The following is a 25,181-nucleotide window of genomic DNA, read 5'->3' on the forward strand; positions in this document are numbered from 1 at the left end:
TATCCATCCTTTGCATTAGAAAACGGGTACGGGATACTCCCGTAACGCCGCAAGCAAAGCCGCGGCACTGGCACCGCGACAATCCACAACTGTTCTGGCCCCGGCGGCACGCGCCATCTCGGCAACCCTGGGGCTTGGTACAAACAACGGCAACCGCGCCAACTGCGGCCAGGCGTCGCCGGCCAATTGATGCAGGTGCTCAAAACCTTGTCCACTGCTGACCACCAGCCCGTTCAGGCGTTCCGCCTGTATCCGTTCCGGCAGCACTGTCGGCGGGTAAACCGGCATTGCCCGGCGGTACAGCTCCAGGTACTCGACACTAGCACCAAGCTCACGCAAACGCTCCGCCAGCAACTCGCGCCCGCCCTCCCCGCGCAGGATCAGCACTCGCGGATCGGGTTGTGCGATAGCCTCGCGCAGTCGGGAAAGTTCGAGCAAGGCTTCACTGTCATCGCCTTCTGCCGGGAAGCTCACGTCCAACCCGTGATCCCCGAGGACCTGTGCAGTCGCCGCGCCGACGCTGAACCACTTCACACCGGGCAGCGTTGGCCAATACCGGGCGAGCAGCTCGACGCCGATCCGGGCGGCCGGTTTGCTGACCACAATGACGGCACAGAACTGATCCAGCGCCTGAATCACCTGGCGCATTGTGTCAGTGGCCGCAATGGGCTCGATGTCCAAAAGCGGCAGACTGTTACTGAATATCCCCTGCTCGGCCAAAAAACTGCTCAGCGCCGCCGACTCTTCGGCGGGACGCGTCAGCAGCAAGCGCCAGCCAGTCACTCGTGACCAGCCTCGCCATAGACCGCCTTGAGAATGTCATCGGCACCCTGGCTGAGAAGGTCTTCGGCCACTCGCACACCCAGCGCCTCGGCATCGGCACGAGGTGCGCGGGCTTGTGCGCTGAGCAGCCGGCCACCGCCTGGATCGCCCACCAGCCCGCGCAACCAGACCTGCTCACCTTCCAGCACGGCATAGCAGGCAATCGGCACCTGGCAGCCGCCATTGAGGTGCTTGTTGAGGGCTCGTTCGGCGGTCACGCGGGTGGCGGTGTCCTGGTGATGCAGGGGCGCCAGCAGCGCATGGATTTCACTGTCGGCGCTGCGGCATTCGATACCTACCGCACCCTGGCCACCGGCCGGAAGACTGTCGTCGACACTGATGGCCGAAGTGATGCGATCTTCAAAGCCCAGACGGATCAGGCCGGCCGCGGCGAGGATGATGGCGTCGTATTCACCGGCATCGAGCTTGGCCAGGCGGGTGTTGACGTTGCCGCGCAGAAAACGGATTTCCAGGTCCGGACGACGGGTCAGCAATTGAGCCTGGCGACGCAGGCTGGAAGTGCCGACGATACTGCCTTGGGGCAGCTCATCCAGGCTAGCGTAGGTATTGGAAACGAAGGCATCGCGCGGGTCTTCCCGCTCGCAAATGCAGAACAGACCGAGGCCTTCGGGGAAGTCCATCGGCACGTCCTTCATGGAGTGCACGGCGATGTCGGCTTCATTGTCCAGCAGCGCGGTTTCGAGCTCCTTGACGAACAGGCCCTTGCCGCCGATTTTCGACAGCGGTGAGTCAAGCAGCTTGTCACCACGGCTGACCATGGGAACGAGGCTCACCAGCAGGCCCGGATGAGCCGCTTCAAGGCGGGCTTTGACGTATTCGGCCTGCCACAGGGCGAGAGCGCTTTTGCGGGTGGCGATGCGGATCTGGCGAGAGGACATGGATCAATCCGTACTGAATAGATATGACGGATAATAACAGCTCAGCCAAATCCACTTTGACTTGTATCAGATACTACTCGGCCTCCCTGGCCCCGGATGTCCGGCAATCGGGTGTGAAATGAGTTTGCGAACAGCTGTTTAAAGCTGTTGCATCATTTTGCGTACCCCTGCCACATGACGTCGGCTGACGATCAGCGCATCACCGTTGAGACCTTTGAGGAACAGCTGAAAATGCCCCAGGGGTGTGCGCTGCAGTCGCTCGATACGCTCGCGGGCGACCAGTGCATTGCGATGGATACGCACGAAACGGTCACCGAATTCGTCTTCGAGGGCCTTGAGCGGCTCATCGAGCAGCACTTCGCCGCTTTCGTGGCGCAAGGTCACGTATTTGTGGTCGGCAATGAAGTACACCACCTGATCCAGCGGAATCAGCTCGATCCCTTTACGGGTTCGGGCGCTGATATGGCTGCGCGGGCCGCTGCCGCTTTCGGCAGCAGGGCGGGTCAGGGCGGCGAGCTGGGCACGATTGGGGCGCTCGGCTCTCTTTAATGCGTCATGTAATTGTTCAGTTCTCACAGGTTTCACCAGATAGCCTACGGCGCTGGCCTGTAAGGCTTCCACGGCAAATTCATCGGGCCCGGCGCAGAACACCACGGCGGGCGGAGTTTCGCGTTCGCACAACCGCGCAGCCACTTGCAGGCCATCGAGGCCGGGCATGCGGATATCAAGCAGCACGATATCCGGCTTGTGACTGTCGATCAGTGCCAACGCCTCTTCGCCATTCGTGGCACTAGGCTCCAGGACACTGTATCCCTCGAGTTCGCCAACCATTCGGCTCAGGCGCTCGCGGGTCAAGGGTTCGTCATCAACGATCAGGACATTCATATTGCGCTGGATTCCTGCGTGAGTCTCGCACAAGGATAGCGTAGACAGGTGAAGTGACGTCCGTCACCGCGATCCACGCTAAGACTAGCCCGAGCGTCAAAAAGTGCCGTTGGTCCGGCGGCTAAATTTCCATCTGCCGGGCGATTGGCGGCCCAGGCCCGCATTGGCGACACATCGCCACAGGGTTTGCTGATACGCAATATGAACACCCCTCTTCTTATAGTAGCCAGCCTCCGCACCGAGAAGTGCGCTGATCCTACTGTCCAACTGTAGACGGTTGCCGGGACGTTATTGCTCAATTGAAAAATATCGTTGCGCTAATGCAGGAGCGAGCTTGCTCGCGATGAACCTGGCGTCGACGCGTTTATCCAGGAAGTACGCGTTATCGTTAACGCCCATCGCGAGCAAGCTCGCTCCTACACAAAAAAACGTGTCGACCAGTGTCAGCGACAGGATTGGCAACCCTGTTATTATCCGCGCCAGCGTTCCACGCCTTCTTACTTCAAGCCGATACGAGCGAATTCATGAGCACTGACAAGACCAATCAGTCCTGGGGCGGCCGCTTCAGTGAACCCGTCGACGCCTTCGTCGCCCGCTTCACCGCCTCCGTCACCTTCGACCAGCGCCTGTATCGCCACGACATCATGGGCTCGATCGCCCACGCCACCATGCTGGCCAAGGTCGGCGTGCTGACCGATGCCGAGCGCGACAGCATCATCGATGGCCTGAACACCATCCAGGGTGAAATCGAGGCCGGCCAGTTCGACTGGCGCATCGACCTCGAAGACGTCCACATGAACATCGAGGCACGGCTGACCGACCGCATCGGCGTGACCGGTAAAAAACTGCACACCGGCCGCAGCCGTAACGACCAGGTCGCCACCGACATCCGTCTGTGGCTGCGTGACGAGATCGACCTGATCCTGGCCGAAATCACCCGCTTGCAAAAAGGCCTGCTGGAGCAGGCCGAGCGCGAAGCCGCCAGCATCATGCCGGGTTTCACCCACCTGCAGACTGCACAACCGGTGACGTTCGGGCACCACATGCTGGCCTGGTTCGAAATGCTCAGCCGCGACTACGAACGCCTGGTCGACTGCCGCAAGCGCACCAATCGCATGCCACTGGGCAGCGCGGCGCTGGCCGGCACCACCTACCCGATCGATCGTGAGTACACCGCCCAATTGCTGGGTTTCGACGCGGTTGGCGGCAATTCGCTGGATAACGTCTCCGATCGCGATTTCGCCATCGAATTCTGCTCAGCCGCCAGCATTGCGATGATGCACCTGTCGCGCTTCTCCGAAGAGCTGGTGCTGTGGACCAGCGCGCAGTTCCAGTTCATCGATCTGCCCGACCGTTTCTGCACCGGCAGCTCGATCATGCCGCAAAAGAAAAACCCGGACGTGCCGGAGCTCGTGCGCGGCAAGACCGGTCGCGTATTCGGCGCGCTGATGGGCCTGTTGACCCTGATGAAAGGCCAGCCTCTGGCCTACAACAAGGACAACCAGGAAGACAAGGAACCCCTGTTCGACTCCGCAGACACTTTGCGCGACTCGCTACGGGCCTTTGCCGACATGGTTCCGGCGATCAAGCCAAAGCACGCGATGATGCGCGAAGCGGCACTGCGCGGCTTCTCCACCGCCACCGACCTGGCCGACTACCTGGTACGTCGCGGCCTGCCATTCCGTGATTGCCACGAAATCGTTGGCCATGCCGTGAAGTACGGCGTAGACAGCGGCAAGGACCTGGCGGAAATGAGCCTGGAAGAACTGCGCAGGTTCAGCGACCAGATCGACCAGGACGTGTTCGCCGTGCTGACTCTGGAAGGCTCGGTCAATGCCCGCAACCACATCGGCGGCACCGCGCCGGCGCAGGTGAAGGCTGCCGTGGCTCGCGGCCAGGCATTGCTCGCCAGCCGCTAAAAGCATCGTCGGATCGCCGCCCGGAGCAAGCTCGCTCCCACAGGGTTTGATGTGTGAACCCAATCCAATGTGGGAGCGAGCCTGCTCGCGATGACCTGCTTCCAAACGCTACAAAATTTACTTCTTCGACGCGACCATCGCCAAGAACGCCGGCATCGCGGCCTCCCGGTCCGCCGCCACACGCTGTACATTCGGATTACCCCCCAAAAACTCCAGCAGCGCCTTGGCCTTCGGCATCTCGGCCAACAGATCAATGCCAAACAACTTCTTGGCGACCCCACACGCCAGCGGCACGCTGAACAGGAAATACAGATCCGCCACGCTCAAGCTGTCGCCAGCCACGTAAGGGCTGAATTTGCCGTGCCGGCCCAGCGCAGCCATCCCCAGCAACAATTCGGTTTTGGTTTTTTCCTTGATCGCGTCCGGCAGGGTCATGCCGAAAAAAGCTTCGGGATAGCAGGCCCGGCCAGGCAATTCGATGTACAGCTCGATTTCCCTGGCCAGTGCCAGCACCTGCGCGCGCTCGAACGGATCGCTCGGCAGCAAAGGCGTGCCTTTCTGGCTCTGCTCGATGTATTCGAGGATCACGCTGGTTTCATTGATGAAGCCTTGCTCTACCTGCAGCACAGGGACCTTTCCGCGAGGGCTGATGGCCAGTGCTTCGGGGGCAGTGCCACCGTAAAATGGCACCTCTTCGAAAGGCAGTCCTTTTTCCAGCAGCGCCAGTTTGACCATGTTGTAGTAGTTACTGACGGAGAATCCATAAAGCTTGATCATCACAAAGCCTCCAGGCCATGCGGGGTGGGCAGTGCCTGTTTATAGAACGCTCGAGGGTTTCTTGCCAGCAGCATCACGCCACTGAATACGGTTAAACTGGCCACCTTTCCCTGAGGAGCCTGCCATGAGCGAGCTGAACGATATCGACAACGACGAAGAAGAGTTCGCCGAAAGTACCCTGATCCAGGCCATAGAAAACCAGATCGAAAGCGACAACCCGCCAGCGGCCAAGGCGACCTTCAACAAGCTGACCCTGGTGGGCTACGAGCGGGAAGAAATCCTCAACCTGATGGCTCACGTTTTGGCGGTAGAAATCGACGCAATCCTCGAAGAAGACCGCGCGTTCAACACCGAATGGTACGAAGCTGCGCTACGCGCATTGCCCGAGTTGCCACCGGAAAAGCAGTAGGCCTACGCCTTCCCTGTAGGAGCGAGCTTGCTCGCGATGGACTCAAGAGCGCCGCGTTTAGTCAGTAAACACGCGGCATCGTTAACGACCATCGCGAGCAATCGAGCGTCGACCGGCTGCTCCTACAGAAGAAAAAACCCTGTCGCCAGCACTGGACATGCCGGACAAGCGGGTTCACCTTAGGGGCGCTGTCGTCCAATTCCTAGAAAGTCTGGAGTCCTTATGTCGCTTACCCCTGAGCTGGTTGCCGAACTGGAAGTCCTCGCACTCTTCAACCTGGACAGTTCCCAGGAAGGTCTGAAAATTCATCAGACCGCTGCCCCGAAACACATTGCCGCCGCCAAACGCCTCTTTGAAAAAGAACTGACCGACCAGCCTGATGGCGGTTACCTGACCAGCCTGGGTCGTGATGCCGCGCAAAATGTGCAAAGCGTGCTGACTATTCTTAACGCCGAAGTAACAGCCTGAATTCTGCCGCATCGCCCACGGAGACCCCGATCCAGGGATTTCCGCGGGCACATCTCCCCCTGACTTCTGTCTCCACCGATAGAAATCTGACGCCAGAAAAACAAATCCGCTTAAAAGTCCTCGCCTCAAGGCGCTAAACTGCCCCTCATCCGAAGAGCCCCACGCCCGTGCCCTGCGAGCCGGTTTGAGCTGACATGACCCGCACCCATGAAATCCGCCCTGATCTGGACGAGGGAATCGACCGCAAGGTTCTCAGCCAGCTGCGCGCACGCTTTCTGAAGCTCAACGAAGGACGCATGGCTCGCGCCATGGAAGGGTTGTCGACCCGCCAGCAAGGGGTCCTGACCTTGCTGCCGCTGTTTTTCCACGTTAATCATCCGCTGTTGCCCGGCTACGTTTCCGGCAGCACGCCAGCCGGGCTGTCGAATTTCGAGCCGGATGCCAATGTCCTCGCTGAAGCCCAGCGCCTGACTCGCTCGTTTTCCTACAAACCGCGCCACGGCAGCAACCCGCCCCGGCCAATTCACGGACTGTTCCTGATGGGCAGCCTCGGCACCCTGGCGCAGGCAGACCAGAGCGATATGGATGTGTGGGTCTGCCATGCACCCGACCTGACCGAGAACGAACTCGCCGAGCTGCGCAAAAAATGCCAGTTGCTGGAAACCTGGGCCGCCAGCCAGGGCGCCGAGGCGCATTTTTTCCTGATCGACCCGACCCGTTTCGTCCGTGGTGAGCGTGATACCCAGCTGAGCCCGGAAGATTGCGGCACCACCCAGCACTACCTGTTGCTGGACGAGTTTTACCGCACCGCGATCTGGCTGGCCGGGCGGACACCGATCTGGTGGCTGGTGCCGGTCTACGAAGAATCGAGCTACGACCGCTACACCCATACCTTGATCTCCAAACGCTTCATCCGTGCCGATGAAACCCTCGACCTCGGTAACCTGGCCTACATCCCGCCCGGCGAATTTATCGGCGCCGGGCTCTGGCAGTTGTTCAAGGGCATCGAGTCGCCCTACAAGTCGGTACTCAAGCTGTTGCTGACCGAGGTATATGCCAGTGAACACCCCAGGGTCTATTGCCTGAGCCTGCGCTTCAAACAAGCGGTGTTCGCCAACCGTCTCGACCTCGACGAGCTGGATCCGTACGTCGTGGTGTACCGGCGCATCGAGGAATACCTGATCGCCCGCAACGAACCGGAACGGTTGGAACTGGTGCGTCGCGCGTTGTACCTGAAGGTCAATCGCAAACTCACCGGCAACAGCCGCACCCAGAGCTGGCAGCGCTCTTTGCTTGAGCGCCTGGCCCATGAATGGCACTGGAACCAGCGCCAACTGGCCCTGCTCGACAGCCGCAGCCAGTGGAAAGTCCGCCAGGTCAGTTCCGAACGGCGGGCCCTGGTCAACGAGCTGAACTACAGCTACCGCTTCCTCACCCGGTTTGCCCGTCACGAACAAACCGTCAGCCGCATCAACAAGCGCGACCTGAGTGTCCTCGGCCGTCGACTGTACGCCGCGTTCGAGCGCAAGGCCGGCAAAGTCGAGTTCATCAACCCCGGTATCGCCCCGGACCTGGCGGAAGACACCCTGACGCTGGTGTACGCGCCGAACAAGAAAGAACCGGGGCAAGGCCAGTGGGGCTTGTACAACGGCAGCCTGACGGCGCTGGAGTGGGAGCATTTCGCGCCGATCAAACGCAGCCGTCACTTGCTCGAGCTGCTGACCTGGTGCCACCGCAATGGCGTGATCGACAGCAGTACCCGCCTGGCCTTGCACCCCGGCAGCAGCGACTTGAGCGAATTCGAACTGTTCAACCTGCTCGGCAGCCTGCAACAGACCATCGCCCTGCCCCTGCCCACCGTCGCCGAAGAACCCCTGCTGCGCGCCAGCGTACCGAGTGAAGTGCTGATGCTGGTGAATGTCGGCATCGATCCGCTCAAGCATCATCGCGACCTGAATATCCTGATGACCACCGAACGCACCGATTCCCTGAGCTACGCCGGCGTCCGGGAAAATCTGGTGCTGACCCTGGACCAGGTCACGCTCAATAGCTGGAACGAAGTGCTGGTCGGCCGCTACGACGGCCCCCATGCCCTGCTCGACTGCATCCGCGACTACCTCAACAACCTGCCGGCCGGGCCACAACAGCCGAAGCTGAGGGTGCGTTGCTTCTGCCATAACCGCGCGCAGTTCATTGCCCAACGGGTCGAGGAAATCCTCGATACCGCGCAGAACCTGCTGCTGAGCCAGCTCAATCATCGCTACCTGATCCAGGTCCAGCAGCACTACCACGTGCTGGAGTTGGTGCCGGGCCAGGTCCAGCACATCGCGCTGACTACTCTGCCGGCGTTGATCGATTACCTGGGCGAGGAAATGGCGAGCTACAGCCCGCTTCACCTGGACCCGAAGGCACTGGAAGAGCACGACCTTGCGCTGTTCCTGCCGACGGGCCAGCCGGATTGCATTCAAGTGTTCTACCGGGTCAACGAAGATCAGGCCGATCTGTACGTGCTCGATGAGTTCAATGCCCTGTGGCAGCAACGCCTGCCCTGGCACGATGAGCAAAGCCTGCTGGTGCCGCTGCAGCGTTTCCTGCAATCGATCCAGTACCGTCGCGATGCCTTGTTGCCGATGGACGCGGCCCACCCGCTGAACCTCGACACCCTGTATTGCCAGTTGCTGCCGTCAGGCCCTGGCCGGGCGCGCCGTATCGAAGCCCGGCCAGCACCGCAGACGCCGGTGAACAAACCGTTCTACGACGTGCAGGCGATCGTCGGCAAAGCCGCACCGGGTCAGGTGCAGGTCTCGCTGTATTGCAATCAAAGGGAGTTTTCCGAGCTGGAGCATGGCGACCAACTGTTCAGTGTGGTCGCCCGGGAAATCGTCGGGCAGCGCCGGGAAACCGAACGCTACCGCTGCTACATCACCGACCTCGACCTGTCAGGCCTGCTCGGCGAAGGACAGAGTTCCACCCATCTGTACCTGCGCTACAAAGCTGACCTTGAGCACGCATTGAACGAGGCGCTCGGTCAGGTCTGAGGGGATGTCACTCCGGGAAGTCGCCGCCATTGGCCGGCTGCGATTCGACTTCCAGCAACGTCAGCTTCAGGGTCTTGCCGCCCGGAGCCGGCCAATCGATATGCTGGCCAACCTTCAGGCCGAGCAGCGCACTGCCCACCGGCGCCAGGATCGAGACCTTGCCTTCGTCGGCATTCGCATCCTTGGGGTACACCAGGGTCAGGTGGTAGTCCTTGCCACTGCCTTCTTCGCGGCAATGCACACGGGAATTCATGGTCACGACATCGGCGGGCACTTCATCGTGGCCGACTACGGTATCGGCGCGATCGAGCTCGGTTTGCAACGCGATAACGCCCGGCAGCGTGTCGTCCAGGCTGTCGATCAGACGCTCCAGACGCTGGACGTCCAGACGGGTAAGGGTGATAGAAGGTGCGGTCATGATCAGGGCAGACTCCTTTCTTCTGCACGAAAAAAGCAAAACCCCGCCAGAAAAAGGCGGGGTTTTCACAAGCCTCGATGGGTTGAGGCATATCTGGACACTATCACAGCTCAAAAAATATACAAGCCAGGTCCGACCATGCACCTTGTAGCAGCTGGCGAAGCCTGCGTTCGGCTGCGCAGCAGTCGTAGAACCTGAATGCTCGGTATTCCTGGTACACCTTATTGTCTGATCTCACGACTGCTGCGCAGCCGAACGCAGGCTTCGCCAGCTGCTACGGATCGCGTTACGGCGTCAAATGGCGGCTTTGCGTTGCGCTGCCTGGGCGCAGATGACGCGGCGGCGATCATCGTCCGCCGAGCGCCATTCGCGGATGTCTTCGACATGGCGCAAGCAGCCCAGGCAGATTTTCTGCTCGTCCAGTCGGCAAACCCCGCTGCAGGGCGAGGGCACCGCCGGGCTTACATTGCTGTACAGCGGCTTGGGCGGACGGACCGGAGCAGGTTGAGTCACGGACTTACAGACCTTCGAAATCGAATTCGACACCGGCCTGTTGCTTGACGATACGCTCGAGCATTTCACCCAACTGCTCTTCGCTCTTGTCACACATCCAGCGCTCGCTTTCTTCGTCATAGTCGAAGTGGAAGCCCCCGGACACCGCGGCCAGCCACAGCTGACGCAGCGGCTCCTGGCGACTGAAGATCAGCTGGCTGCCGTTCTCGAATTTGACGGTCAGCACACCGGCCGAGCTTTCGAGGTCGATGTCCAGGTCGCTGTCGTCAAAGATGTCCTCCAGAGTTTGCTGGGTGGCATCGACCAGGTCGTGGAAACGCGCTTCGGACAAACTCATTACGGCAACCTCAAAAAGTGTCTGATCAGGCTCAAGCGCCGCAAGATACGACCGAGCCCCGTCGATTGCAAAGGATAATGACCCGCTGCCCTACCTGTGGGAGCGAGCTTGCTCGCGATGCGGCCTCACATTCAACATTAATGCGCCTGTTATGGCCTCATCGCGGGCAAGCCCGCTCCCACAGGGTTCGATGTGCTTGCGGCCAAGGCCCGCCGGACGGGAGCCCCGCTGCATAGGCAAGCTGCCGGGTGGCCGGTATACTCCGGCGCAATTAATGCATTTTCAAGGATTTCGCCATGAAGCGCCTGATCTCTTCCCTTGCTGCGCTCCTCGCGGTCGCCTGCCTTGTGTCGGCCTGCGGTCAAAAAGGCCCGCTCTACCTGCCTGATGAAGACCAGGACCCTGCCGAGCAGGCCAAGTCGTCGCAACAGCAGCCTGCCTCGAAAGCACACAAGCACGACGTCTACCAATAAGGGAACCTCATGGACGCTTTTAACTACCGTGACGGTGAACTGTTCGCGGAAGGTGTTGCCCTGTCTGCCATCGCCGAGCGCTTTGGTACACCGACCTACGTTTACTCCCGTGCACACATCGAAGCCCAATACCTGGCTTACGCCGATGCGCTGGCCGGCATGCCGCACCTGGTCTGCTTCGCGGTCAAGGCCAACTCCAACCTGGGCGTACTGAATGTCCTGGCGCGTCTGGGCGCCGGTTTCGACATCGTCTCCCGTGGCGAACTGGAACGCGTACTGGCCGCTGGCGGCAGCGCCGACAAGATCGTGTTCTCCGGCGTCGGCAAGACCCGTGACGACATGCGTCGCGCCCTGGAAGTCGGCGTGCACTGCTTCAACGTCGAGTCCACCGACGAACTGGAACGCCTGCAAGTAGTCGCCGCCGAACTGGGCGTTCGCGCGCCGATTTCGCTGCGCGTGAACCCGGACGTCGATGCCGGCACCCACCCGTACATTTCCACCGGTCTCAAAGAGAACAAGTTCGGCATCGCCATTGCCGACGCCGAAGACGTGTACGTGCGTGCCGCGCAGTTGCCTAACCTGGAAGTGGTCGGCGTCGATTGCCACATCGGCTCGCAACTGACCACCCTGCCACCGTTCATCGATGCCCTCGACCGCCTGCTGGGCCTGGTCGACCGCCTCGGCGATTGCGGTATTTACCTGCGCCACATCGATCTTGGTGGTGGCCTGGGCGTGCGCTACAAGGACGAGGAACCGCCATTGGCTGGCGACTACATCAAGGCCGTGCGCGAACGCCTCGACGGTCGTGACCTGGCGCTGGTGTTCGAACCGGGCCGCTTCATCGTGGCCAACGCCGGTGTATTGCTGACCCAGGTCGAATACCTCAAGCACACCGAGCACAAAGACTTCGCCATCGTCGACGCCGCCATGAACGACCTGATCCGCCCGGCGCTGTACCAGGCCTGGATGGACGTCACGGCCGTGCGCCCGCGTCAATCCGCCGCCCGCGCCTACGACATCGTCGGCCCGATCTGCGAGACCGGCGACTTCCTGGCCAAGGACCGTCAACTGGCGCTGGAGGAAGGCGACCTGCTGGCCGTGCATTCGGCCGGTGCCTACGGGTTTGTCATGAGTTCCAACTACAACACCCGCGGCCGTACCGCTGAAGTGTTGGTGGACGGTGATCAGGCATTTGAAGTGCGTCGCCGTGAGACGGTAGCCGAGTTGTTTGCTGGCGAAAGCCTGCTGCCGGAGTAAAACCATGCTGCTGCGTTTTACCAAAATGCACGGCCTGGGTAATGACTTCATGGTCCTCGACCTGGTCAGCCAGCACGCGCACATTCTGCCCAAGCACGCCAAACAATGGGGCGACCGGCACACCGGCGTCGGTTTCGACCAGTTACTGATCGTCGAGGCACCAAGCAATCCGGACGTGGACTTCCGCTACCGGATCTTCAACGCTGACGGCTCCGAAGTGGAACAGTGCGGCAACGGTGCACGCTGCTTCGCCCGCTTCGTGCTCGACAAGCGCTTGACCGCCAAGCGGCAGATTCGCGTCGAGACCAAAAGCGGCATCATCGAACTGGACATCCGCAACGATGGCCAGATCAGCGTCAACATGGGCGCCCCGCGCCTGGTGCCGGCGGAAATCCCGTTCCAGGCGCCAGAGCAGGCCAAGAGTTATCAGGTCGACGTCGACGGCACCCCGGTCGAACTGGCTGCGGTATCCATGGGCAACCCCCATGCCGTGGTGCGGGTCAGCGATATCAACAATGCGCCGGTGCATGAACTGGGGCCGAAAATCGAACATCACCCGCGCTTTCCGGCACGGGTCAATGTCGGTTTTCTCCAGGTCATCGACCGGAGCCGCGCACAGTTGCGCGTCTGGGAACGCGGAACCGGGGAAACCCAGGCTTGCGGAACCGGCGCCTGTGCCGCCGCAGTGGCCGCGATCAGCCAGGGGTGGATGGATTCGCCGCTATTGATCGACCTGCCTGGCGGGCGCCTGTCCATCGAATGGGCAGGCCCTGGCCAACCGGTGATGATGACCGGCCCGGCAGTGCGCGTATATGAAGGACAAGTGCGTCTTTGAGTGAGCGAAACCCATGACCGACAAGCCCCAGGTACCCGCACGACAAGCTGACGAATCACCGTCCGAAAGCCTGGAGGCGGCGGCTGTAGCCGCGTACCTGGAGGCTCATCCGGACTTCTTCGTCGAGCACGAAGAACTGCTCCCGTCCCTGCGTATTCCCCATCGGCGCGGCGACACCGTGTCGCTGGTGGAGCGTCAGATGACCATCCTGCGCGACCGCAACATCGAGTTGCGTCATCGCCTGTCGCACCTGATGGACGTAGCCCGCGACAACGATCGTCTCTTCGACAAGACCCGTCGCCTGATCCTGGCGCTGATGGACGCCGCCAGCCTGGAAGATGTGGTGATGTGCGTCGAAGACAGCCTGCGCCAGGAATTCCAGGTGCCCTTCGTCAGCCTCATTCTGCTCGGTGACAACGCCATGCCGGTCGGCCGCTGGGCCACTCACGCCGAAGCACAAGTGGCCATCGGCGGCTTGCTCTCGGAAGAAAAAAGCATCAGCGGCAGCCTGCGCGAACATGAGCTGGACTTCCTGTTCGGCGAAGAACAGCGCAAGCAGATCGGTTCCACCGCGGTGGTTGCCATCAGCCACCAGGGCATCCACGGCATCCTGGCCATCGCCAGCCGCGATCCGCAGCACTACAAAAGCTCGGTGGGCACCTTGTTCCTGAGCTACATCGCTGAAGTCATGGGCCGCGTGCTGCCACGGGTCAACAACTCCCTGCGCTCGGTACGCTGAACATGGAACGACAACTGGACGCTTACTGCGAACACCTGCGCAGTGAGCGGCAGGTGTCGCCGCACACGCTGTCGGCCTATCGCCGCGACCTCGATAAAGTGCTGGGCTGGTGCGCCAAACAGAACATCGACAGCTGGGCGGCGCTGGACATCCAGCGCCTGCGCAGCCTGATTGCCCGCCTGCACGCCCAGGGCCAATCGTCCCGCAGTCTGGCGCGATTGCTGTCGGCCGTTCGCGGTCTCTATCATTACCTGAACCGCGAAGGCCTGTGCGACCACGATCCGGCCAATGGCCTGGCGCCGCCGAAAGGCGAACGCCGCCTGCCGAAAACCCTCGACACTGACCGCGCCCTGCAACTGCTCGAAGGCGGGGTTGAAGATGACTTTCTGGCGCGTCGGGACCAGGCGATTCTCGAGCTGTTCTATTCCTCCGGCCTGCGGCTGTCGGAGTTGACGGGGCTCAATCTCGATCAGCTCGACCTGGCCGACGGCATGGTCCAGGTGCTTGGTAAAGGCAGCAAGACTCGCCTGCTGCCAGTAGGCAAAAAGGCCCGCGAGGCGCTGGAACAGTGGCTGCCACTGCGGGCCATGGCCAACCCGGCGGACGATGCGGTGTTTGTCAGCCAGCAAGGTCGGCGTCTCGGTCCCCGGGCGATCCAGGTGCGGGTCAAGGCTGCCGGCGAGCGCGAACTGGGGCAGAACCTGCACCCGCACATGCTGCGGCACTCCTTCGCCAGCCATTTGCTGGAATCCTCCCAGGATCTGCGGGCGGTGCAGGAACTGCTCGGCCACTCGGACATCAAGACCACGCAGATCTACACACACCTGGACTTCCAGCATCTGGCAGCGGTCTACGACAGTGCCCACCCACGGGCCAAACGCATGAAAGGCGACGATTCATGAGTATTCAGTTGATCACCTTCGACCTCGACGACACCCTGTGGGACACCGCCCCGGTGATCGTCAGCGCCGAAGCCGTATTGCGCGCATGGCTGACCGAGCATGCGCCCAACCTGGGTGCAGTGCCGGTGGAGCATTTGTGGGCCATACGCGAACGCATCCTGAGCATCGAGCCGAACCTCAAGCACCGCATCAGCGCCTTGCGCCGGCGCGTGTTGTTCCAGGCCCTGGAAGAAGCCGGATATCCCCATGCTGAAGCGTCGGACTTGGCCGATCAGAGTTTCGAAGTGTTTCTGCATGCCCGACATCAGCTGGAAATCTTCCCGGAGGTGCAACCGACCCTGGAAGTATTGGCCAACCATTACACCCTCGGCGTGGTCACCAATGGCAACGCCGATGTCCGTCGACTGGGCCTGGCGGATTATTTCAAGTTTGCGCTGTGCGCCGAAGACATCGGCATCGCCAAACCCGACGCACGATTGTTCCAGGAGGCCTTGCAGCGCGGTGGCGCAACCGCTGAAACGGCAGTGCATATTGGCGATCATCCGGGCGATGACATTGCCGGGGCGCAGCAGGCGGGGTTGCGGGCGATCTGGTTCAACCCGGCGGGCAAGGCCTGGGAAGCGGACCGGCTGCCGGATGCGCAGATTGGCAGTCTGACCGAGTTGCCGGCGTTGCTGGCGCGGTGGAATTCTGTGTCGGCCTGACACAAAAACCTGTGGGAGCGGGCTTGCCCGCGAAGGGGCCGCGTCAGTCAGCATTGATATCGACTGACACACCGCTTTCGCGGGCAAGCCCGCTCCCACAGGGATCACCACAGGTTTCAAATTTTTGCTTCAGGCATGAAAAAGCCCGCAGCGACGGCGGGCTTTTTCAGCAAGCGCGAAGCGGGCTCAGATAGGCCGGCTGCCGTACTTGTTGTCAGGCTTCTTGGGCGGATCGGCGACCACATTGGCCTCCACTTCCTGCACCTTGCCGCCACGCGCCAGGAACTCTTCCATGGCCTTGGCCAGGGCGTCGCGCTCCTTGTTCTTGGCTTCGACACTCGGCAGCTCATCGACTGATACCGCTGCCTTGGCCTTGCCTTTGGCGGTCGGAACCGGCGCATCACCGCCGTCGTCTTCAGCGACGTCTTCCGCCGCTGCTTCCAGACCTTCTTCGGTTTCGTCGTCGCCTACTTCGAGGTCGTCGTTTTCCAGATCATCGTCGCTCATGTTCTACCTCATGACTTGCGAAAAGCAGATTAGTTATAGCCCAGCTTTGCCCTCTGTCGAAGGCTGCCGGAAAAAAATCAACAGCCGCTGCTGACCAGCGGTTATGCCCCTTCACCGTGCACGGTGGCGAGGACTTTACGGGCACCGCCATGATCACGGTGCTCGCCCAGGTAAACGCCTTGCCAGGTCCCCAACGCCAACCGGCCTGCCGAAATCGGCAAACTGAGCTGACAGCCAAGCACGCTGGCCTTGAAGTGCGCCGGGAGGTCGTCCAGGCCTTCGTCGTTATGCTCATTGCCGTCTGTTCCTTGTGGGATCAGACGATTGAAAAATCGTTCGAAGTCGCGACGTACCGCCGGATCGGCGTTCTCGTTGATGGTCAACGACGCCGAGGTATGCTGCAGCCACAAATGCAACAGACCGACCCGACACGCCTTGAGTTCAGGCAGGCCGGCGAGTAACTCGTCCGTTACCAGATGAAAGCCCCGGGGCCTCGCCCGCAAGGTAATCAGAGTCTGTTGCCACATACAGTTCTCCGCACGTTCGGGGCGCATTCTAGCGCGCTCTGGGAAAAAACAAAGGCCCTAATATTCCTTCAATCATGTAAGCCTTCGACCGCACGAAATCACCCGAAGCAAACATCGCAAAACCTGTAGGAAAAAACCTTTCGGCTCGCCCTCCAATGACAAATTCCAGACAAAAAAATGCCCGGCAAGCCGGGCAAGTTTTTTATGTGCGTGCTTACAAGTTGTAGCCGCGTTCGTTGTGAAGCGCCAGATCGATGCCGACCGCTTCTTCTTCTTCGTTGATGCGCAGACCCATCACCGCATCCAGCACCTTGAGGATGATGAACGTGGCGATCGCGGTGTAGATCACCGTGAAGCCCACGCCCTTGCACTGAATCCACACTTGCGCAGCGATGTCGGTCACGGTGCCGAAGCCACCCAGAGACGGGGCGGCGAACACACCGGTCAGGATTGCGCCGAGGATACCGCCGATACCGTGCACGCCGAAGGCATCCAGGGAGTCGTCATAGCCGAGCTTGCGCTTGAGGGTGGTCGCGCAGAAGAAGCACACCACGCCAGCCGCCAGACCGATTACCAGCGCACCCATCGGGCCGACGGTGCCGGCTGCCGGAGTGATTGCCACCAGGCCGGCAACCACGCCCGAAGCGATACCCAGTGCGCTGGGTTTACCGTGGGTAACCCACTCGGCAAACATCCAGCCCAGCGCAGCAGCGGCGGTAGCGATTTGCGTCACCAGCATCGCCATGCCGGCGGTGCCGTTGGCCGCAGCGGCGGAACCGGCGTTGAAACCGAACCAGCCGACCCACAGCATGGCCGCGCCCATCAGGGTGTAACCGAGGTTGTGCGGCGCCATCGGCGTGGTCGGGAAGCCTTTGCGCTTGCCCAGCACCAGGCAGGCAACCAGACCGGCCACACCGGCGTTGATGTGCACCACTGTGCCGCCGGCGAAGTCCAGCACGCCCCAATCCCACAACAGACCGCCGTTACCGGACCAGACCATATGCGCAATCGGCGCGTAAACCAGGGTGAACCAGATGCCCATGAAGACCAGCATCGCGGAGAATTTCATCCGCTCGGCGAATGCACCGACGATCAACGCCGGGGTGATGATCGCGAAGGTCATCTGGAAGGTGACGAACACCGCCTCGGGAAACAGTGCCGCAGGGCCGGTCAGGCTGGCTGGCGTGATGCCGGCGAGGAATGCCTTGCCCATGCCGCCGAAGAACGAATTGAAGTTGACGACGCCCTGCTCCATGCCCGTGGTGTCGAACGCGATGCTGTAGCCATAAATGACCCACAGGACGCTGATCAGACCGGTAATGGCGAAGCACTGCATCATCACGGAAAGAATGTTTTTCGACCGAACCATGCCGCCGTAGAACAGCGCGAGGCCGGGAATGGTCATGAACAGCACCAAGGCCGTCGAGGTCATCATCCAGGCGGTATCGCCGGAGTTGAGGACTGGGGCCGCCACTTCGTCTGCCGCCATGGCCAGGCCGGGCATTACGAGGGACAACAGGGCTCCTAGCCCTGCGAATTTACGCAGAGTCATATTGTTTTCTCCTGGGGCGTTGGGTTTGTGGCGGCTTAGATAGCGTCGGTATCGGTTTCGCCGGTACGGATGCGAATCGCCTGTTCCAGATTGACCACGAAGATCTTGCCGTCACCGATCTTGCCGGTGTTGGCAGCCTTGGTGATGGCCTCGATTACCCGGTCCAGATCCTTGTCGTCGATGGCGACGTCGATCTTCACCTTGGGCAGGAAATCGACCACATATTCCGCGCCGCGATACAGCTCGGTGTGACCCTTCTGCCGACCAAAGCCTTTGACTTCAGTGACGGTAATGCCCTGCACGCCGATCTCGGACAGCGACTCGCGTACGTCGTCCAGCTTGAACGGCTTGATGATGGCAGTGACTAGCTTCATGAAAACTCTCTCCCGAATTGGTGGACTTGCCCCAGGAAAACAAACCCGTCTCAAGTCTAAGCGCAGTGCCTGGCTTTGTAACGCATCGTCGGCCTTACCTGCCCGTCCGACGCCAGCTAACCGCTCCTCACGAAACACTCCCCCGCGTTCCGTTTGGCGCACTGCATTCGTCACAGCGACTGCATCAGTGCATGGGTCACCAGCATCTAAGCAGAAAGCTTGCCATCTCCACAAAACTGACTGTTTTCAAGCCATTACAGGTGGATGGTGGATACTTCGCGACAAGACCCCGCACGTTACGCACAACAACGGTGCAACGCCGTCCGTCCCAATGCGCGAAAAGCGTGCACCCCTGCCCGCGCAAATCACTATAGACACTGCGTGATACACTGCCCGTCATTGTTTCCAGGACATTGCCCATGCTCGCGCCAAAAGATTTCCTCGACGCCCTCACCGGCACCGCCTCCCGCCTCTTCAGCGGCGACACGCCCCTGCCGAAAGCTGAAATCGAAAGCCAGTTCAAAATGTTGCTGCAGAGCGGCTTCAGCAAACTGGATCTGGTGAGTCGGGAAGAGTTCGATAGCCAGATGGTTGTACTGGCACGCACGCGGGCGCGGCTGGAGGCTCTTGAAACGAAGGTGGCGGAGATGGAAGCGAAGCTGAATCCGCCGACCGAATAACACACCAAACCCTCTGTAACACGCGATCCCTGTGGGAGCGGGCTTGCCCGCGAATGGGGTCGTCTCGATCTTCCAGTTATCCCACACTGGACAGACCACCCCTGTAGGAGCTGCCGCAGGCTGCGATCTTTTGATCTCAAACCTCGCAAAAATCCCGGCAACGTCCTACAAAAAAACCACCGCCGTCCGATTGCGCCGCAATGTTCCGGTTCTTAAGCTCACCCCCAGCTGAATTTTTCAGCTTTGGGTTTGGCGACCTGGAAGCTTAAGGGACACGACGACAATCGGAAGGCGGGTTTAACTCCGCCACCTCCATGGCGGTTGTGCGTGGGAGATCCTCGGGTCTGCCGGGTTCCTTTTGCTCCGGTTCGCCAACCCGCGTACAACTGCCACCCAATTGTTTGGCGACAATTACTGGCAGCCCTTAAGCAAAAGGAGCTGTATCAATGAATAGCGATGACGCTTACCTGGTCCCCCACGTCTTCACCCGCCACAAACTCCACCTCCACGCCCTCCTAATACAAAACCAACCCTGGTTCAGCGCCCGCGACCTGGGCCGACTGCTACGCATCTACCTCAACGACCGCCAACTCCGAAAACTCGATCCTGACCAATACCAAACCACCAGAACCCTCATCTACGGCCGCATCGAAAACACCCTGCTGATCAGCGAATCCGGTGTCTACGCCATGCTCGTCTACCACTACTGCCCCGAATACCGAGCATTGCGTGAATGGCTGACCCACGAAGTCGTCCCCGCCCTGCGAGACGCCCAACACCCCACCACAATCGAACGCCCACAACTGAGCCTGCTCAACTGGCCGGAAATGTCGTTGAGCCTGCTGCACTGGAACAACCAGCCGTGGATTCGGCTGCAGGATGTGCCGCAGATGCTGCCTGATCAGGAGACTTCAAGGCCTGCTATCAGTGCGCCTTGGTGGAAAAGAGCCGCGAAGATGCTTCAAGCATTATGAATAAAAACCCCACGCTTTGGCGTGGGGGTTCAGAAAATCCAGGACAACAATCAGGCACAGTGCGCAAGCCGCTCAACCTGATCCCGAATCGCAGCCCCTCGTTCAATCTCGGCTTTACGCAAATCGTAAGTCGATTGCAGGTTCAGCCAAAATTCCGGGGTAGTGTCCAGACAGATTGATAACCTTAGAGCCATATCAGCACTGACACACCGACGCTGGAGCACGATGTCGTTCACCGTAGGTGTCGACACATTCAACGCGTCCAGGCGATTACCCGGTGGAGATCGAAGATCGACGTGGGGGCGAGACTGCTCGCGATAAAGTCGAAACGACCTTCAGATTGACCTGTAGGAATTGCCGCAGGCTGCGGTATTCAAGCCCGCAAGAATCCCGGCAACTTCCTACGAAGATCTCATTCCCCGTCCGATTGCGCGGCAAAGCTCCGGTTCCTAAGCTCACTCCCAGCTGATTAGTCAGCAACGGGTTTGGGTACTCGAACAGCACCCGACGCACCGTGACCACGTTCGAACCAGTGATTTATTCCTTTCTCGAATTATGGTCGTGCATGGAAAGACCTTCCGGTCTGCCGGTTTTTCCGCAGTCACCGGCTCGCCAACCCGCTCGAAAAGTTTAAGTCCATGTTACATGGCTTAGATAATAGATTTTGATGAGTACAATTTTCTAAATGGAATACTGCACCAGCACTACAAGGAACAACACCCATGAAAATATCCAAGCCTTTAATTGCGGCTTTCGCGATGACTACATTCCACATCGGTTCAGCGGTAGCTGGGCCGCCTGTGACAGTTACATTCAAGAATCTTGAAACACAGACTGCTACGTATACCCCCATAACGAACAACGAAGCTATAACGAAAGCAAATGCATCACCCACTCCACAAGCGTCCGTGACTGCAAATAGCTCGGATACGTACGACATACAAAGCCAGATATCACCTGATTACAACCATGCTAATTTACGGTATCAAATCGGCAATAAGAAATGTGTTTATTTAGCGACATTTGTAACCACCCCTGGCTTTGCCGCAAGCAAAATTCCAAAATGGAATAATAAGGCCACGCCTAGTGGCGGGGCGACCTGCACCATAAAGGTAACTAAAACAAATCCGTCCACCTATGCTTGGTCGGTAGTAATCACAATGAAGTAAAGCATGTAGCGGGCCTTAAGGGGCTTGTAAGATCTTGCTAAAGCATCAACAGTCATTAGGCAACCTATCATATTTTAGTCATCGAACAGGGAGTGGCAAAAAATGGTTAATTCACTAAACAATTTTGCAGCTAGCAACAGCCAAGCGCCGGCTGGAACAAAAAAATTGACAGAGACTCCCGGCAAAAACCAAGGTGTGAACCAAAACACACCCCAAGGCCCAATTGGCAACGCACGAGATAGTAGTACCGTTTCCACGCTAGCTAGCCAATTGAGCGAAGCCTCAGTACGTGCACAGGCCCGGGATGCACGCCTAACTAGAACGGAACTGAGTTGGATGGCTAAGAACACATTCAACGAGTTGGACAGCGATCATTATACTGCCAACAAATCAAAACACGACTCTGAAGTTCCCGACACAGATAATGCCGAATTATTAGCGCGCGCCAAAAGTGCGACAAAGTATACAAACGGGCTCGGAAAAAACCCGTTTTCGGGGATGCCCATGGATCAGCTTGCTTTAATTACTTACGATGACAGCGGCACCTTTACCGTCAATGAAAGACGGGCAGCGTTGCAAGAGTCAGCCAAACAAGAATTTGCATGGCGACAGAAAGTGGTGGCCGAAGCAGAATATGAATATAACAGCACCGGAAAACTCACCAAATTCTTCCAAAGCGTCCTTGACCATTACAAGGGTCTGCCCCCAGTGGAGCAAGCACAGTATCCAAACGACTACGAAACCAAACTCAAGAATTGGATAGATCTAGACTTCAACTATTTTACGAATATCGCTGAAGGTAAAAAGAAGATGGATACCGAGAGCTTCGCCAGCAGAATTCTGGACGGTGACAGTAGTTTATTTGACGACACAACTTCTTCCGAAGAAGCCGCCTCAACATAAGTTTCTTGATTTTATACGCAAAATAAATGCGCTGGGGTGTGTCAGGCTGGCTTTGCCAGCAGGCTTTACGACTGCTGCGCAGCCGAACGCAGCACTGGGCAGCTGTTACAGATCGTGGCTTCAGCAACATTCTGCGATAGTTCCCCCTCCTCTCCGGCAAGACTCCACGTCTACCCTTCAACAACCCGCAGGAAGCGGCCCCCGTTTAGCTCAAGGAACGACCATGTCCCTCTCCATCGTCCACAGCCGCGCCCAGGTGGGCGTCGAGGCACCCGCCGTCACCGTAGAAGTCCATCTGGCCAACGGCCTGCCATCCCTGACCATGGTCGGCCTGCCCGAGGCGGCGGTGAAGGAAAGCAAGGATCGGGTGCGCAGTGCGATCATCAATTCCGGGCTGCAATTTCCGGCGCGACGGATCACGCTGAATCTGGCGCCGGCGGATTTGCCCAAGGATGGCGGGCGCTTCGATCTGGCGATTGCCCTGGGGATTCTCTCGGCCAGCGTACAGGTGCCGACGCTGACACTGGATGACGTAGAGTGTTTAGGGGAGTTGGCCCTGTCAGGTGCGGTACGGGCAGTTCGAGGGGTGTTGCCGGCGGCGTTGGCGGCACGCAAGGCCGGGCGTTGGCTGATGGTGCCGCAGGCGAATGCCGAAGAGGCTTGCCTGGCGTCGGGGTTGAAGGTCATTGCAGTGGACCATCTGCTGCAGGCAGTGGCACATTTCAATGGGCACACGCCCATCGAGCCGTACGTTTCCAATGGTTTGCTCTACGCCAGCAAACCCTATCCCGACTTGAATGAAGTTCAGGGGCAAATGGCAGCCAAACGCGCGCTGCTGATTGCGGCAGCGGGTGCGCATAACCTGCTGTTCAGCGGGCCACCGGGTACGGGCAAGACACTGCTGGCGAGCCGATTACCAGGGCTGTTGCCACCCTTGGCCGAAAACGAAGCACTGGAGGTCGCTGCGATTCAGTCAGTCGCCAGCTGTGTGCCGTTGAGCCATTGGCCGCAGCGACCGTTTCGCCAGCCGCATCACTCTGCATCAGGTCCTGCACTGGTCGGCGGCGGCTCGAAACCGCAACCCGGCGAAATCACCCTTGCCCATCATGGCGTGCTGTTCCTCGATGAGCTGCCGGAGTTCGACCGCAAAGTGCTGGAAGTGCTAAGGGAGCCGATGGAGACTGGTAGGTGATATTCTCACACTTTGCCAAACGTCACAGGAAGCCCGGAATGCCTACTGCCTACGCTTATATCCGCTACTCATCCAAGGCCCAAGGCGAAGCCGGTAGAGACTCCGTAGACCGTCAAATGGCTTCAATCCAAGCCATTACAAAGCAACAAGGTATTGAGTTGCCGCCCGAGAATATCTACTCGGATACGGGCATATCTGCACACGATGGAAGCAACAAGAGAAAGGGAAAACTAAAAGAACTCATTGATATGATAAGCGACATGCATATCAAAGAGGGCGACTACATATTCGTTGAAAGTATCGACCGCCTTAGTCGCCAAAGACTTCTACAAGCAAAAGAACTGGTCAATGGCATCCTTGAAAAAGGTGTTATTTTAATAACTACTATTGATGGTCAACGGTATGAAAAACCGAACGAAACAAACCGAATTGATGACTTACAGCAAGATATCCTTTTAAGTGTTATCGCAAAGCGAGCATACGAAGAAAGTAAGACAAAATCAGTTCGCAGAAAGTCCGCATGGAATAGAGCCAAAAAACTAGCGGAAGAAGAAAAGGTCATTTTTAACGCCCATAATCCACCCTATGGCATTCGATATAACAAAGAACTTAATTGCTTTGAAATCGAGGAAGAAGAAGCTCAGGAAATAAGAGATTTCTTTGAGAGCTTGAAATATGTCGGCGTGTCGTTGTCAATTAAAAAGCTCAACGCTTATTCAAAACGAAAATGGTCAAGTAGAAATATAAAGCATCTAATAGATACGAAATACGTTCTTGGTGCTTACATGGCTCAACGAAGAGATGAAAACAAAAAGAAAGTATTTGAGCGATACATTGAAAACTATTATCCGCAAATCGTTTCATATGAACTATTTAATGAAGCAATAGCGGCGATGAAAAACAGAGCACAAAGAAAAAACTATGGCAACCAAAGTGTTGGTAGCTTGAACATTTTCCGCCACAGCATCAAATGTGATTGTTGTGAGGCATCTATGTTGTTTGAAAAACAAACAAACCCCAAAGGCGTCGTTTATCCTTATTTTCAATGCTACACACGCAAAGAATTAAAAAATGGATGTGACCAACCACGCTTTCGTTTTGACTTGGCTTTTGGGTTATTTCTTGAACTCATATATCAATCAACAACAAATGAAGATTTCGACGTTCACCCATGGCAAAACGAAGACCCAAATCCCGAACGTCAACATGAATGGATAACTCGTGAAAGCGGGATGATTTATCGTCTCCCAACACAAGACGACATTGATGAAGAAGAACGGGTAGAGAATTTTAGAGAATTATTAATCAAGCTACTGTCAAACAGAGAGAGCCAAACCAAAGACAACAAGAAAATTGTGGAACTTAACAACCTTTTGCTTGAACAAAAAAGTTATAGAGACAACCTAATGAAGTCTTTTGCTGGTTTCACCAGTGGAGTTATCCCAAAAGAATTCTTAGAGGTAGTTAGCAAAACAGAAGCAAATATCAACGATATTGAACAAAACCTTGCAGAACTACAAACACAAATAAACATCAAGAAAACCACTATAAACATTTACTCCGAAAACGACATAATTGATTTGTATAAAACAGAAGATGGTCGCTTAAAAATAAATCAATTCTTTGTTGCTAATGACATCACTTTCAAGTTCAACTTCGAAAAAACCACAAGAACTTTGTTTGCTAAGATTTTCCAGAATGGTTTTGAAATTGACCGCATAGCGAAACAGTTCAGCCTACATAATCCACTTAAAGAGTTTGGCATCAACAATCTCAACGAATACTTTAATTGATACCATAACAATCAAAGTAGGCTGCCTAATCGGTGGCCTTTTTTGTGTTCGCTTGAAAATAAAATAATTAATGGTAACTTGTAGTTAAACAACTCAAAACTGAAAGTATGAGTTT

Annotated in this window: 26 protein-coding genes and 2 pseudogenes; 16 read left to right on the plus strand and 12 right to left on the minus strand. The window is 57.9% G+C overall.

The window, feature by feature from the left end; genetic code table 11:
* Nucleotides 1-15 precede the first annotated feature (15 nt).
* The 3 genes from AB4Z35_RS06185 to AB4Z35_RS06195 all read right to left on the minus strand — a co-directional run bounded on the left by AB4Z35_RS06185 (nucleotide 16) and on the right by AB4Z35_RS06195 (nucleotide 2,606).
* Nucleotides 16-783: a uroporphyrinogen-III synthase gene (locus AB4Z35_RS06185; RefSeq protein ID WP_442096358.1), complete on the minus strand. Its 768-nt coding sequence runs from the start codon at nucleotides 781-783 to the stop codon at nucleotides 16-18.
* Nucleotides 780-1,721, minus strand: a complete 942-nt coding sequence (gene hemC / locus AB4Z35_RS06190; RefSeq protein WP_442096359.1) for a hydroxymethylbilane synthase — start codon at nucleotides 1,719-1,721, stop codon at nucleotides 780-782. Before hemC ends, AB4Z35_RS06185 begins: the two co-directional genes overlap by 4 nt.
* A gap of 138 nt (nucleotides 1,722-1,859) precedes the next feature.
* Nucleotides 1,860-2,606 (minus strand): LytR/AlgR family response regulator transcription factor, encoded by a 747-nt coding sequence (locus AB4Z35_RS06195; RefSeq protein WP_108230864.1) that lies wholly within the window; start codon nucleotides 2,604-2,606, stop codon nucleotides 1,860-1,862.
* Nucleotides 2,607-3,130: 524 nt separating this feature from the next.
* Here AB4Z35_RS06195 and argH point away from each other — a divergent pair.
* Nucleotides 3,131-4,525 (plus strand): argininosuccinate lyase, encoded by a 1,395-nt coding sequence (gene argH, locus AB4Z35_RS06200; RefSeq protein ID WP_442096360.1) that lies wholly within the window; start codon nucleotides 3,131-3,133, stop codon nucleotides 4,523-4,525.
* A 117-nt stretch (nucleotides 4,526-4,642) separates the two neighbouring features.
* Here the strand turns inward: argH and AB4Z35_RS06205 are convergent, their stop codons facing one another.
* The gene (locus AB4Z35_RS06205) at nucleotides 4,643-5,302 is read right to left on the minus strand and encodes a glutathione S-transferase family protein (RefSeq protein ID WP_008001480.1); all 660 of its coding nucleotides are present in this window, start codon (nucleotides 5,300-5,302) and stop codon (nucleotides 4,643-4,645) included.
* Nucleotides 5,303-5,426: 124 nt separating this feature from the next.
* Here AB4Z35_RS06205 and AB4Z35_RS06210 point away from each other — a divergent pair, with 124 nt between their 5' ends.
* The 3 genes from AB4Z35_RS06210 (at nucleotide 5,427) to AB4Z35_RS06220 (ending at nucleotide 9,217) form a co-directional block, all read left to right on the plus strand.
* Nucleotides 5,427-5,711 (plus strand): hypothetical protein, encoded by a 285-nt coding sequence (locus AB4Z35_RS06210; protein WP_007992234.1) that lies wholly within the window; start codon nucleotides 5,427-5,429, stop codon nucleotides 5,709-5,711.
* 222 nt (nucleotides 5,712-5,933) lie between these two features.
* Nucleotides 5,934-6,179 carry a TIGR02647 family protein gene (locus AB4Z35_RS06215; protein ID WP_007980796.1) on the plus strand — a complete coding sequence of 82 codons (246 nt, stop codon included), beginning with the start codon at nucleotides 5,934-5,936 and terminating at the stop codon, nucleotides 6,177-6,179.
* A gap of 194 nt (nucleotides 6,180-6,373) precedes the next feature.
* Complete coding sequence (locus AB4Z35_RS06220) at nucleotides 6,374-9,217, plus strand: class I adenylate cyclase (RefSeq protein ID WP_442096361.1); 2,844 nt, start codon at nucleotides 6,374-6,376, stop codon at nucleotides 9,215-9,217.
* A 7-nt stretch (nucleotides 9,218-9,224) separates the two neighbouring features.
* Here AB4Z35_RS06220 and rnk read toward each other — a convergent pair whose 3' ends face one another.
* The 3 genes from rnk to cyaY form a co-directional block, all read right to left on the minus strand.
* Nucleotides 9,225-9,635: a nucleoside diphosphate kinase regulator gene (gene rnk / locus AB4Z35_RS06225; protein WP_008001484.1), complete on the minus strand. Its 411-nt coding sequence runs from the start codon at nucleotides 9,633-9,635 to the stop codon at nucleotides 9,225-9,227.
* A gap of 294 nt (nucleotides 9,636-9,929) precedes the next feature.
* Nucleotides 9,930-10,148, minus strand: a complete 219-nt coding sequence (locus AB4Z35_RS06230; protein WP_442096362.1) for a DUF1289 domain-containing protein — start codon at nucleotides 10,146-10,148, stop codon at nucleotides 9,930-9,932.
* Between the two features lie 4 nt (nucleotides 10,149-10,152).
* On the minus strand, nucleotides 10,153-10,485 hold the full coding sequence (cyaY, locus tag AB4Z35_RS06235; RefSeq protein ID WP_083367569.1) for an iron donor protein CyaY: 333 nt from the start codon (nucleotides 10,483-10,485) through the stop codon (nucleotides 10,153-10,155).
* Nucleotides 10,486-10,781: 296 nt separating this feature from the next.
* On the opposite strand from cyaY, the gene lptM reads away from it, so the two are divergent.
* Genes lptM through AB4Z35_RS06265 form a run of 6 tightly spaced genes read left to right on the plus strand, consistent with a single transcriptional unit; the run spans nucleotide 10,782 to nucleotide 15,395 of the window.
* The gene (gene lptM / locus AB4Z35_RS06240; protein ID WP_007992225.1) at nucleotides 10,782-10,958 is read left to right on the plus strand and encodes an LPS translocon maturation chaperone LptM; all 177 of its coding nucleotides are present in this window, start codon (nucleotides 10,782-10,784) and stop codon (nucleotides 10,956-10,958) included.
* A gap of 9 nt (nucleotides 10,959-10,967) precedes the next feature.
* Complete coding sequence (gene lysA, locus AB4Z35_RS06245; RefSeq protein WP_442096363.1) at nucleotides 10,968-12,215, plus strand: diaminopimelate decarboxylase; 1,248 nt, start codon at nucleotides 10,968-10,970, stop codon at nucleotides 12,213-12,215.
* Nucleotides 12,216-12,219: 4 nt separating this feature from the next.
* Complete coding sequence (gene dapF, locus AB4Z35_RS06250; protein ID WP_442096364.1) at nucleotides 12,220-13,050, plus strand: diaminopimelate epimerase; 831 nt, start codon at nucleotides 12,220-12,222, stop codon at nucleotides 13,048-13,050.
* Between the two features lie 13 nt (nucleotides 13,051-13,063).
* Nucleotides 13,064-13,789: a DUF484 family protein gene (locus tag AB4Z35_RS06255; RefSeq protein WP_429370613.1), complete on the plus strand. Its 726-nt coding sequence runs from the start codon at nucleotides 13,064-13,066 to the stop codon at nucleotides 13,787-13,789.
* Nucleotides 13,790-13,791: 2 nt separating this feature from the next.
* Nucleotides 13,792-14,691 carry a tyrosine recombinase XerC gene (xerC, locus tag AB4Z35_RS06260; RefSeq protein ID WP_116262307.1) on the plus strand — a complete coding sequence of 300 codons (900 nt, stop codon included), beginning with the start codon at nucleotides 13,792-13,794 and terminating at the stop codon, nucleotides 14,689-14,691.
* Nucleotides 14,688-15,395, plus strand: a complete 708-nt coding sequence (locus tag AB4Z35_RS06265) for an HAD family hydrolase (protein WP_007996252.1) — start codon at nucleotides 14,688-14,690, stop codon at nucleotides 15,393-15,395. Before xerC ends, AB4Z35_RS06265 begins: the two co-directional genes overlap by 4 nt.
* 186 nt (nucleotides 15,396-15,581) lie before the next feature.
* Here AB4Z35_RS06265 and sutA read toward each other — a convergent pair whose 3' ends face one another.
* From sutA to glnK, 4 genes are all read right to left on the minus strand, one after another.
* Complete coding sequence (gene sutA, locus AB4Z35_RS06270; RefSeq protein WP_060542536.1) at nucleotides 15,582-15,902, minus strand: transcriptional regulator SutA; 321 nt, start codon at nucleotides 15,900-15,902, stop codon at nucleotides 15,582-15,584.
* A gap of 101 nt (nucleotides 15,903-16,003) precedes the next feature.
* Nucleotides 16,004-16,429, minus strand: a complete 426-nt coding sequence (locus AB4Z35_RS06275; protein ID WP_442096365.1) for a secondary thiamine-phosphate synthase enzyme YjbQ — start codon at nucleotides 16,427-16,429, stop codon at nucleotides 16,004-16,006.
* A gap of 214 nt (nucleotides 16,430-16,643) precedes the next feature.
* Nucleotides 16,644-17,981 carry an ammonium transporter gene (locus AB4Z35_RS06280; protein WP_442096366.1) on the minus strand — a complete coding sequence of 446 codons (1,338 nt, stop codon included), beginning with the start codon at nucleotides 17,979-17,981 and terminating at the stop codon, nucleotides 16,644-16,646.
* A 35-nt stretch (nucleotides 17,982-18,016) separates the two neighbouring features.
* The gene (gene glnK / locus AB4Z35_RS06285) at nucleotides 18,017-18,355 is read right to left on the minus strand and encodes a P-II family nitrogen regulator (RefSeq protein WP_002555808.1); all 339 of its coding nucleotides are present in this window, start codon (nucleotides 18,353-18,355) and stop codon (nucleotides 18,017-18,019) included.
* 419 nt (nucleotides 18,356-18,774) lie between these two features.
* Between glnK and AB4Z35_RS06290 the strand changes: the two genes are divergently transcribed.
* Both AB4Z35_RS06290 and AB4Z35_RS06295 read left to right on the plus strand, forming a co-directional pair.
* Nucleotides 18,775-19,035, plus strand: a complete 261-nt coding sequence (locus AB4Z35_RS06290) for an accessory factor UbiK family protein (RefSeq protein WP_007980822.1) — start codon at nucleotides 18,775-18,777, stop codon at nucleotides 19,033-19,035.
* A 446-nt stretch (nucleotides 19,036-19,481) separates the two neighbouring features.
* Nucleotides 19,482-20,009, plus strand: coding sequence for a BRO-N domain-containing protein (locus AB4Z35_RS06295; protein WP_442096367.1), 528 nt, complete (start codon nucleotides 19,482-19,484; stop codon nucleotides 20,007-20,009).
* Nucleotides 20,010-20,059: 50 nt separating this feature from the next.
* Here the strand turns inward: AB4Z35_RS06295 and AB4Z35_RS06300 are convergent.
* A pseudogene (locus AB4Z35_RS06300) lies at nucleotides 20,060-20,269 on the minus strand (HigA family addiction module antitoxin); the annotation flags it as partial.
* A gap of 462 nt (nucleotides 20,270-20,731) precedes the next feature.
* Between AB4Z35_RS06300 and AB4Z35_RS06305 the strand changes: the two are divergent.
* The 4 genes and pseudogenes from AB4Z35_RS06305 (at nucleotide 20,732) to AB4Z35_RS06320 (ending at nucleotide 25,066) form a co-directional block, all read left to right on the plus strand.
* Complete coding sequence (locus tag AB4Z35_RS06305) at nucleotides 20,732-21,178, plus strand: hypothetical protein (protein WP_442096368.1); 447 nt, start codon at nucleotides 20,732-20,734, stop codon at nucleotides 21,176-21,178.
* 102 nt (nucleotides 21,179-21,280) lie between these two features.
* The gene (locus tag AB4Z35_RS06310; protein WP_442096369.1) at nucleotides 21,281-22,081 is read left to right on the plus strand and encodes a hypothetical protein; all 801 of its coding nucleotides are present in this window, start codon (nucleotides 21,281-21,283) and stop codon (nucleotides 22,079-22,081) included.
* A 223-nt stretch (nucleotides 22,082-22,304) separates the two neighbouring features.
* A pseudogene (locus AB4Z35_RS06315) lies at nucleotides 22,305-23,267 on the plus strand (YifB family Mg chelatase-like AAA ATPase); the annotation flags it as partial.
* A gap of 44 nt (nucleotides 23,268-23,311) precedes the next feature.
* Nucleotides 23,312-25,066, plus strand: a complete 1,755-nt coding sequence (locus tag AB4Z35_RS06320; protein WP_313326603.1) for a recombinase family protein — start codon at nucleotides 23,312-23,314, stop codon at nucleotides 25,064-25,066.
* The last annotated feature ends 115 nt before the right edge of the window (nucleotides 25,067-25,181 follow it).

The organism is Pseudomonas sp. KB_15 (assembly GCF_052114525.1).
Taxonomy (GTDB): Bacteria; Pseudomonadota; Gammaproteobacteria; order Pseudomonadales; family Pseudomonadaceae; genus Aquipseudomonas.

Excerpts from the sequence above, each read along its gene's own strand:
- rnk (WP_008001484.1), bottom strand. The coding sequence starts at position 9,635 with ATGACCGCACCTTCTATCACCCTTACCCGTCTGGACGTCCAGCGTCTG.
- AB4Z35_RS06290 (WP_007980822.1), top strand. The coding sequence starts at position 18,775 with ATGCTCGCGCCAAAAGATTTCCTCGACGCCCTCACCGGCACCGCCTCC.
- AB4Z35_RS06320 (WP_313326603.1), top strand. The coding sequence starts at position 23,312 with ATGCCTACTGCCTACGCTTATATCCGCTACTCATCCAAGGCCCAAGGC.
- AB4Z35_RS06310 (WP_442096369.1), top strand. The coding sequence starts at position 21,281 with ATGGTTAATTCACTAAACAATTTTGCAGCTAGCAACAGCCAAGCGCCG.
- AB4Z35_RS06295 (WP_442096367.1), top strand. The coding sequence starts at position 19,482 with ATGAATAGCGATGACGCTTACCTGGTCCCCCACGTCTTCACCCGCCAC.
- AB4Z35_RS06265 (WP_007996252.1), top strand. The coding sequence starts at position 14,688 with ATGAGTATTCAGTTGATCACCTTCGACCTCGACGACACCCTGTGGGAC.
- sutA (WP_060542536.1), bottom strand. The coding sequence starts at position 15,902 with ATGAGCGACGATGATCTGGAAAACGACGACCTCGAAGTAGGCGACGAC.
- AB4Z35_RS06280 (WP_442096366.1), bottom strand. The coding sequence starts at position 17,981 with ATGACTCTGCGTAAATTCGCAGGGCTAGGAGCCCTGTTGTCCCTCGTA.
- lptM (WP_007992225.1), top strand. The coding sequence starts at position 10,782 with ATGAAGCGCCTGATCTCTTCCCTTGCTGCGCTCCTCGCGGTCGCCTGC.
- cyaY (WP_083367569.1), bottom strand. The coding sequence starts at position 10,485 with ATGAGTTTGTCCGAAGCGCGTTTCCACGACCTGGTCGATGCCACCCAG.
- AB4Z35_RS06255 (WP_429370613.1), top strand. The coding sequence starts at position 13,064 with ATGACCGACAAGCCCCAGGTACCCGCACGACAAGCTGACGAATCACCG.
- AB4Z35_RS06205 (WP_008001480.1), bottom strand. The coding sequence starts at position 5,302 with ATGATCAAGCTTTATGGATTCTCCGTCAGTAACTACTACAACATGGTC.
- glnK (WP_002555808.1), bottom strand. The coding sequence starts at position 18,355 with ATGAAGCTAGTCACTGCCATCATCAAGCCGTTCAAGCTGGACGACGTA.
- hemC (WP_442096359.1), bottom strand. The coding sequence starts at position 1,721 with ATGTCCTCTCGCCAGATCCGCATCGCCACCCGCAAAAGCGCTCTCGCC.
- AB4Z35_RS06220 (WP_442096361.1), top strand. The coding sequence starts at position 6,374 with ATGACCCGCACCCATGAAATCCGCCCTGATCTGGACGAGGGAATCGAC.
- lysA (WP_442096363.1), top strand. The coding sequence starts at position 10,968 with ATGGACGCTTTTAACTACCGTGACGGTGAACTGTTCGCGGAAGGTGTT.
- AB4Z35_RS06275 (WP_442096365.1), bottom strand. The coding sequence starts at position 16,429 with ATGTGGCAACAGACTCTGATTACCTTGCGGGCGAGGCCCCGGGGCTTT.
- AB4Z35_RS06215 (WP_007980796.1), top strand. The coding sequence starts at position 5,934 with ATGTCGCTTACCCCTGAGCTGGTTGCCGAACTGGAAGTCCTCGCACTC.
- xerC (WP_116262307.1), top strand. The coding sequence starts at position 13,792 with ATGGAACGACAACTGGACGCTTACTGCGAACACCTGCGCAGTGAGCGG.
- AB4Z35_RS06210 (WP_007992234.1), top strand. The coding sequence starts at position 5,427 with ATGAGCGAGCTGAACGATATCGACAACGACGAAGAAGAGTTCGCCGAA.
- AB4Z35_RS06305 (WP_442096368.1), top strand. The coding sequence starts at position 20,732 with ATGAAAATATCCAAGCCTTTAATTGCGGCTTTCGCGATGACTACATTC.
- dapF (WP_442096364.1), top strand. The coding sequence starts at position 12,220 with ATGCTGCTGCGTTTTACCAAAATGCACGGCCTGGGTAATGACTTCATG.
- AB4Z35_RS06195 (WP_108230864.1), bottom strand. The coding sequence starts at position 2,606 with ATGAATGTCCTGATCGTTGATGACGAACCCTTGACCCGCGAGCGCCTG.
- argH (WP_442096360.1), top strand. The coding sequence starts at position 3,131 with ATGAGCACTGACAAGACCAATCAGTCCTGGGGCGGCCGCTTCAGTGAA.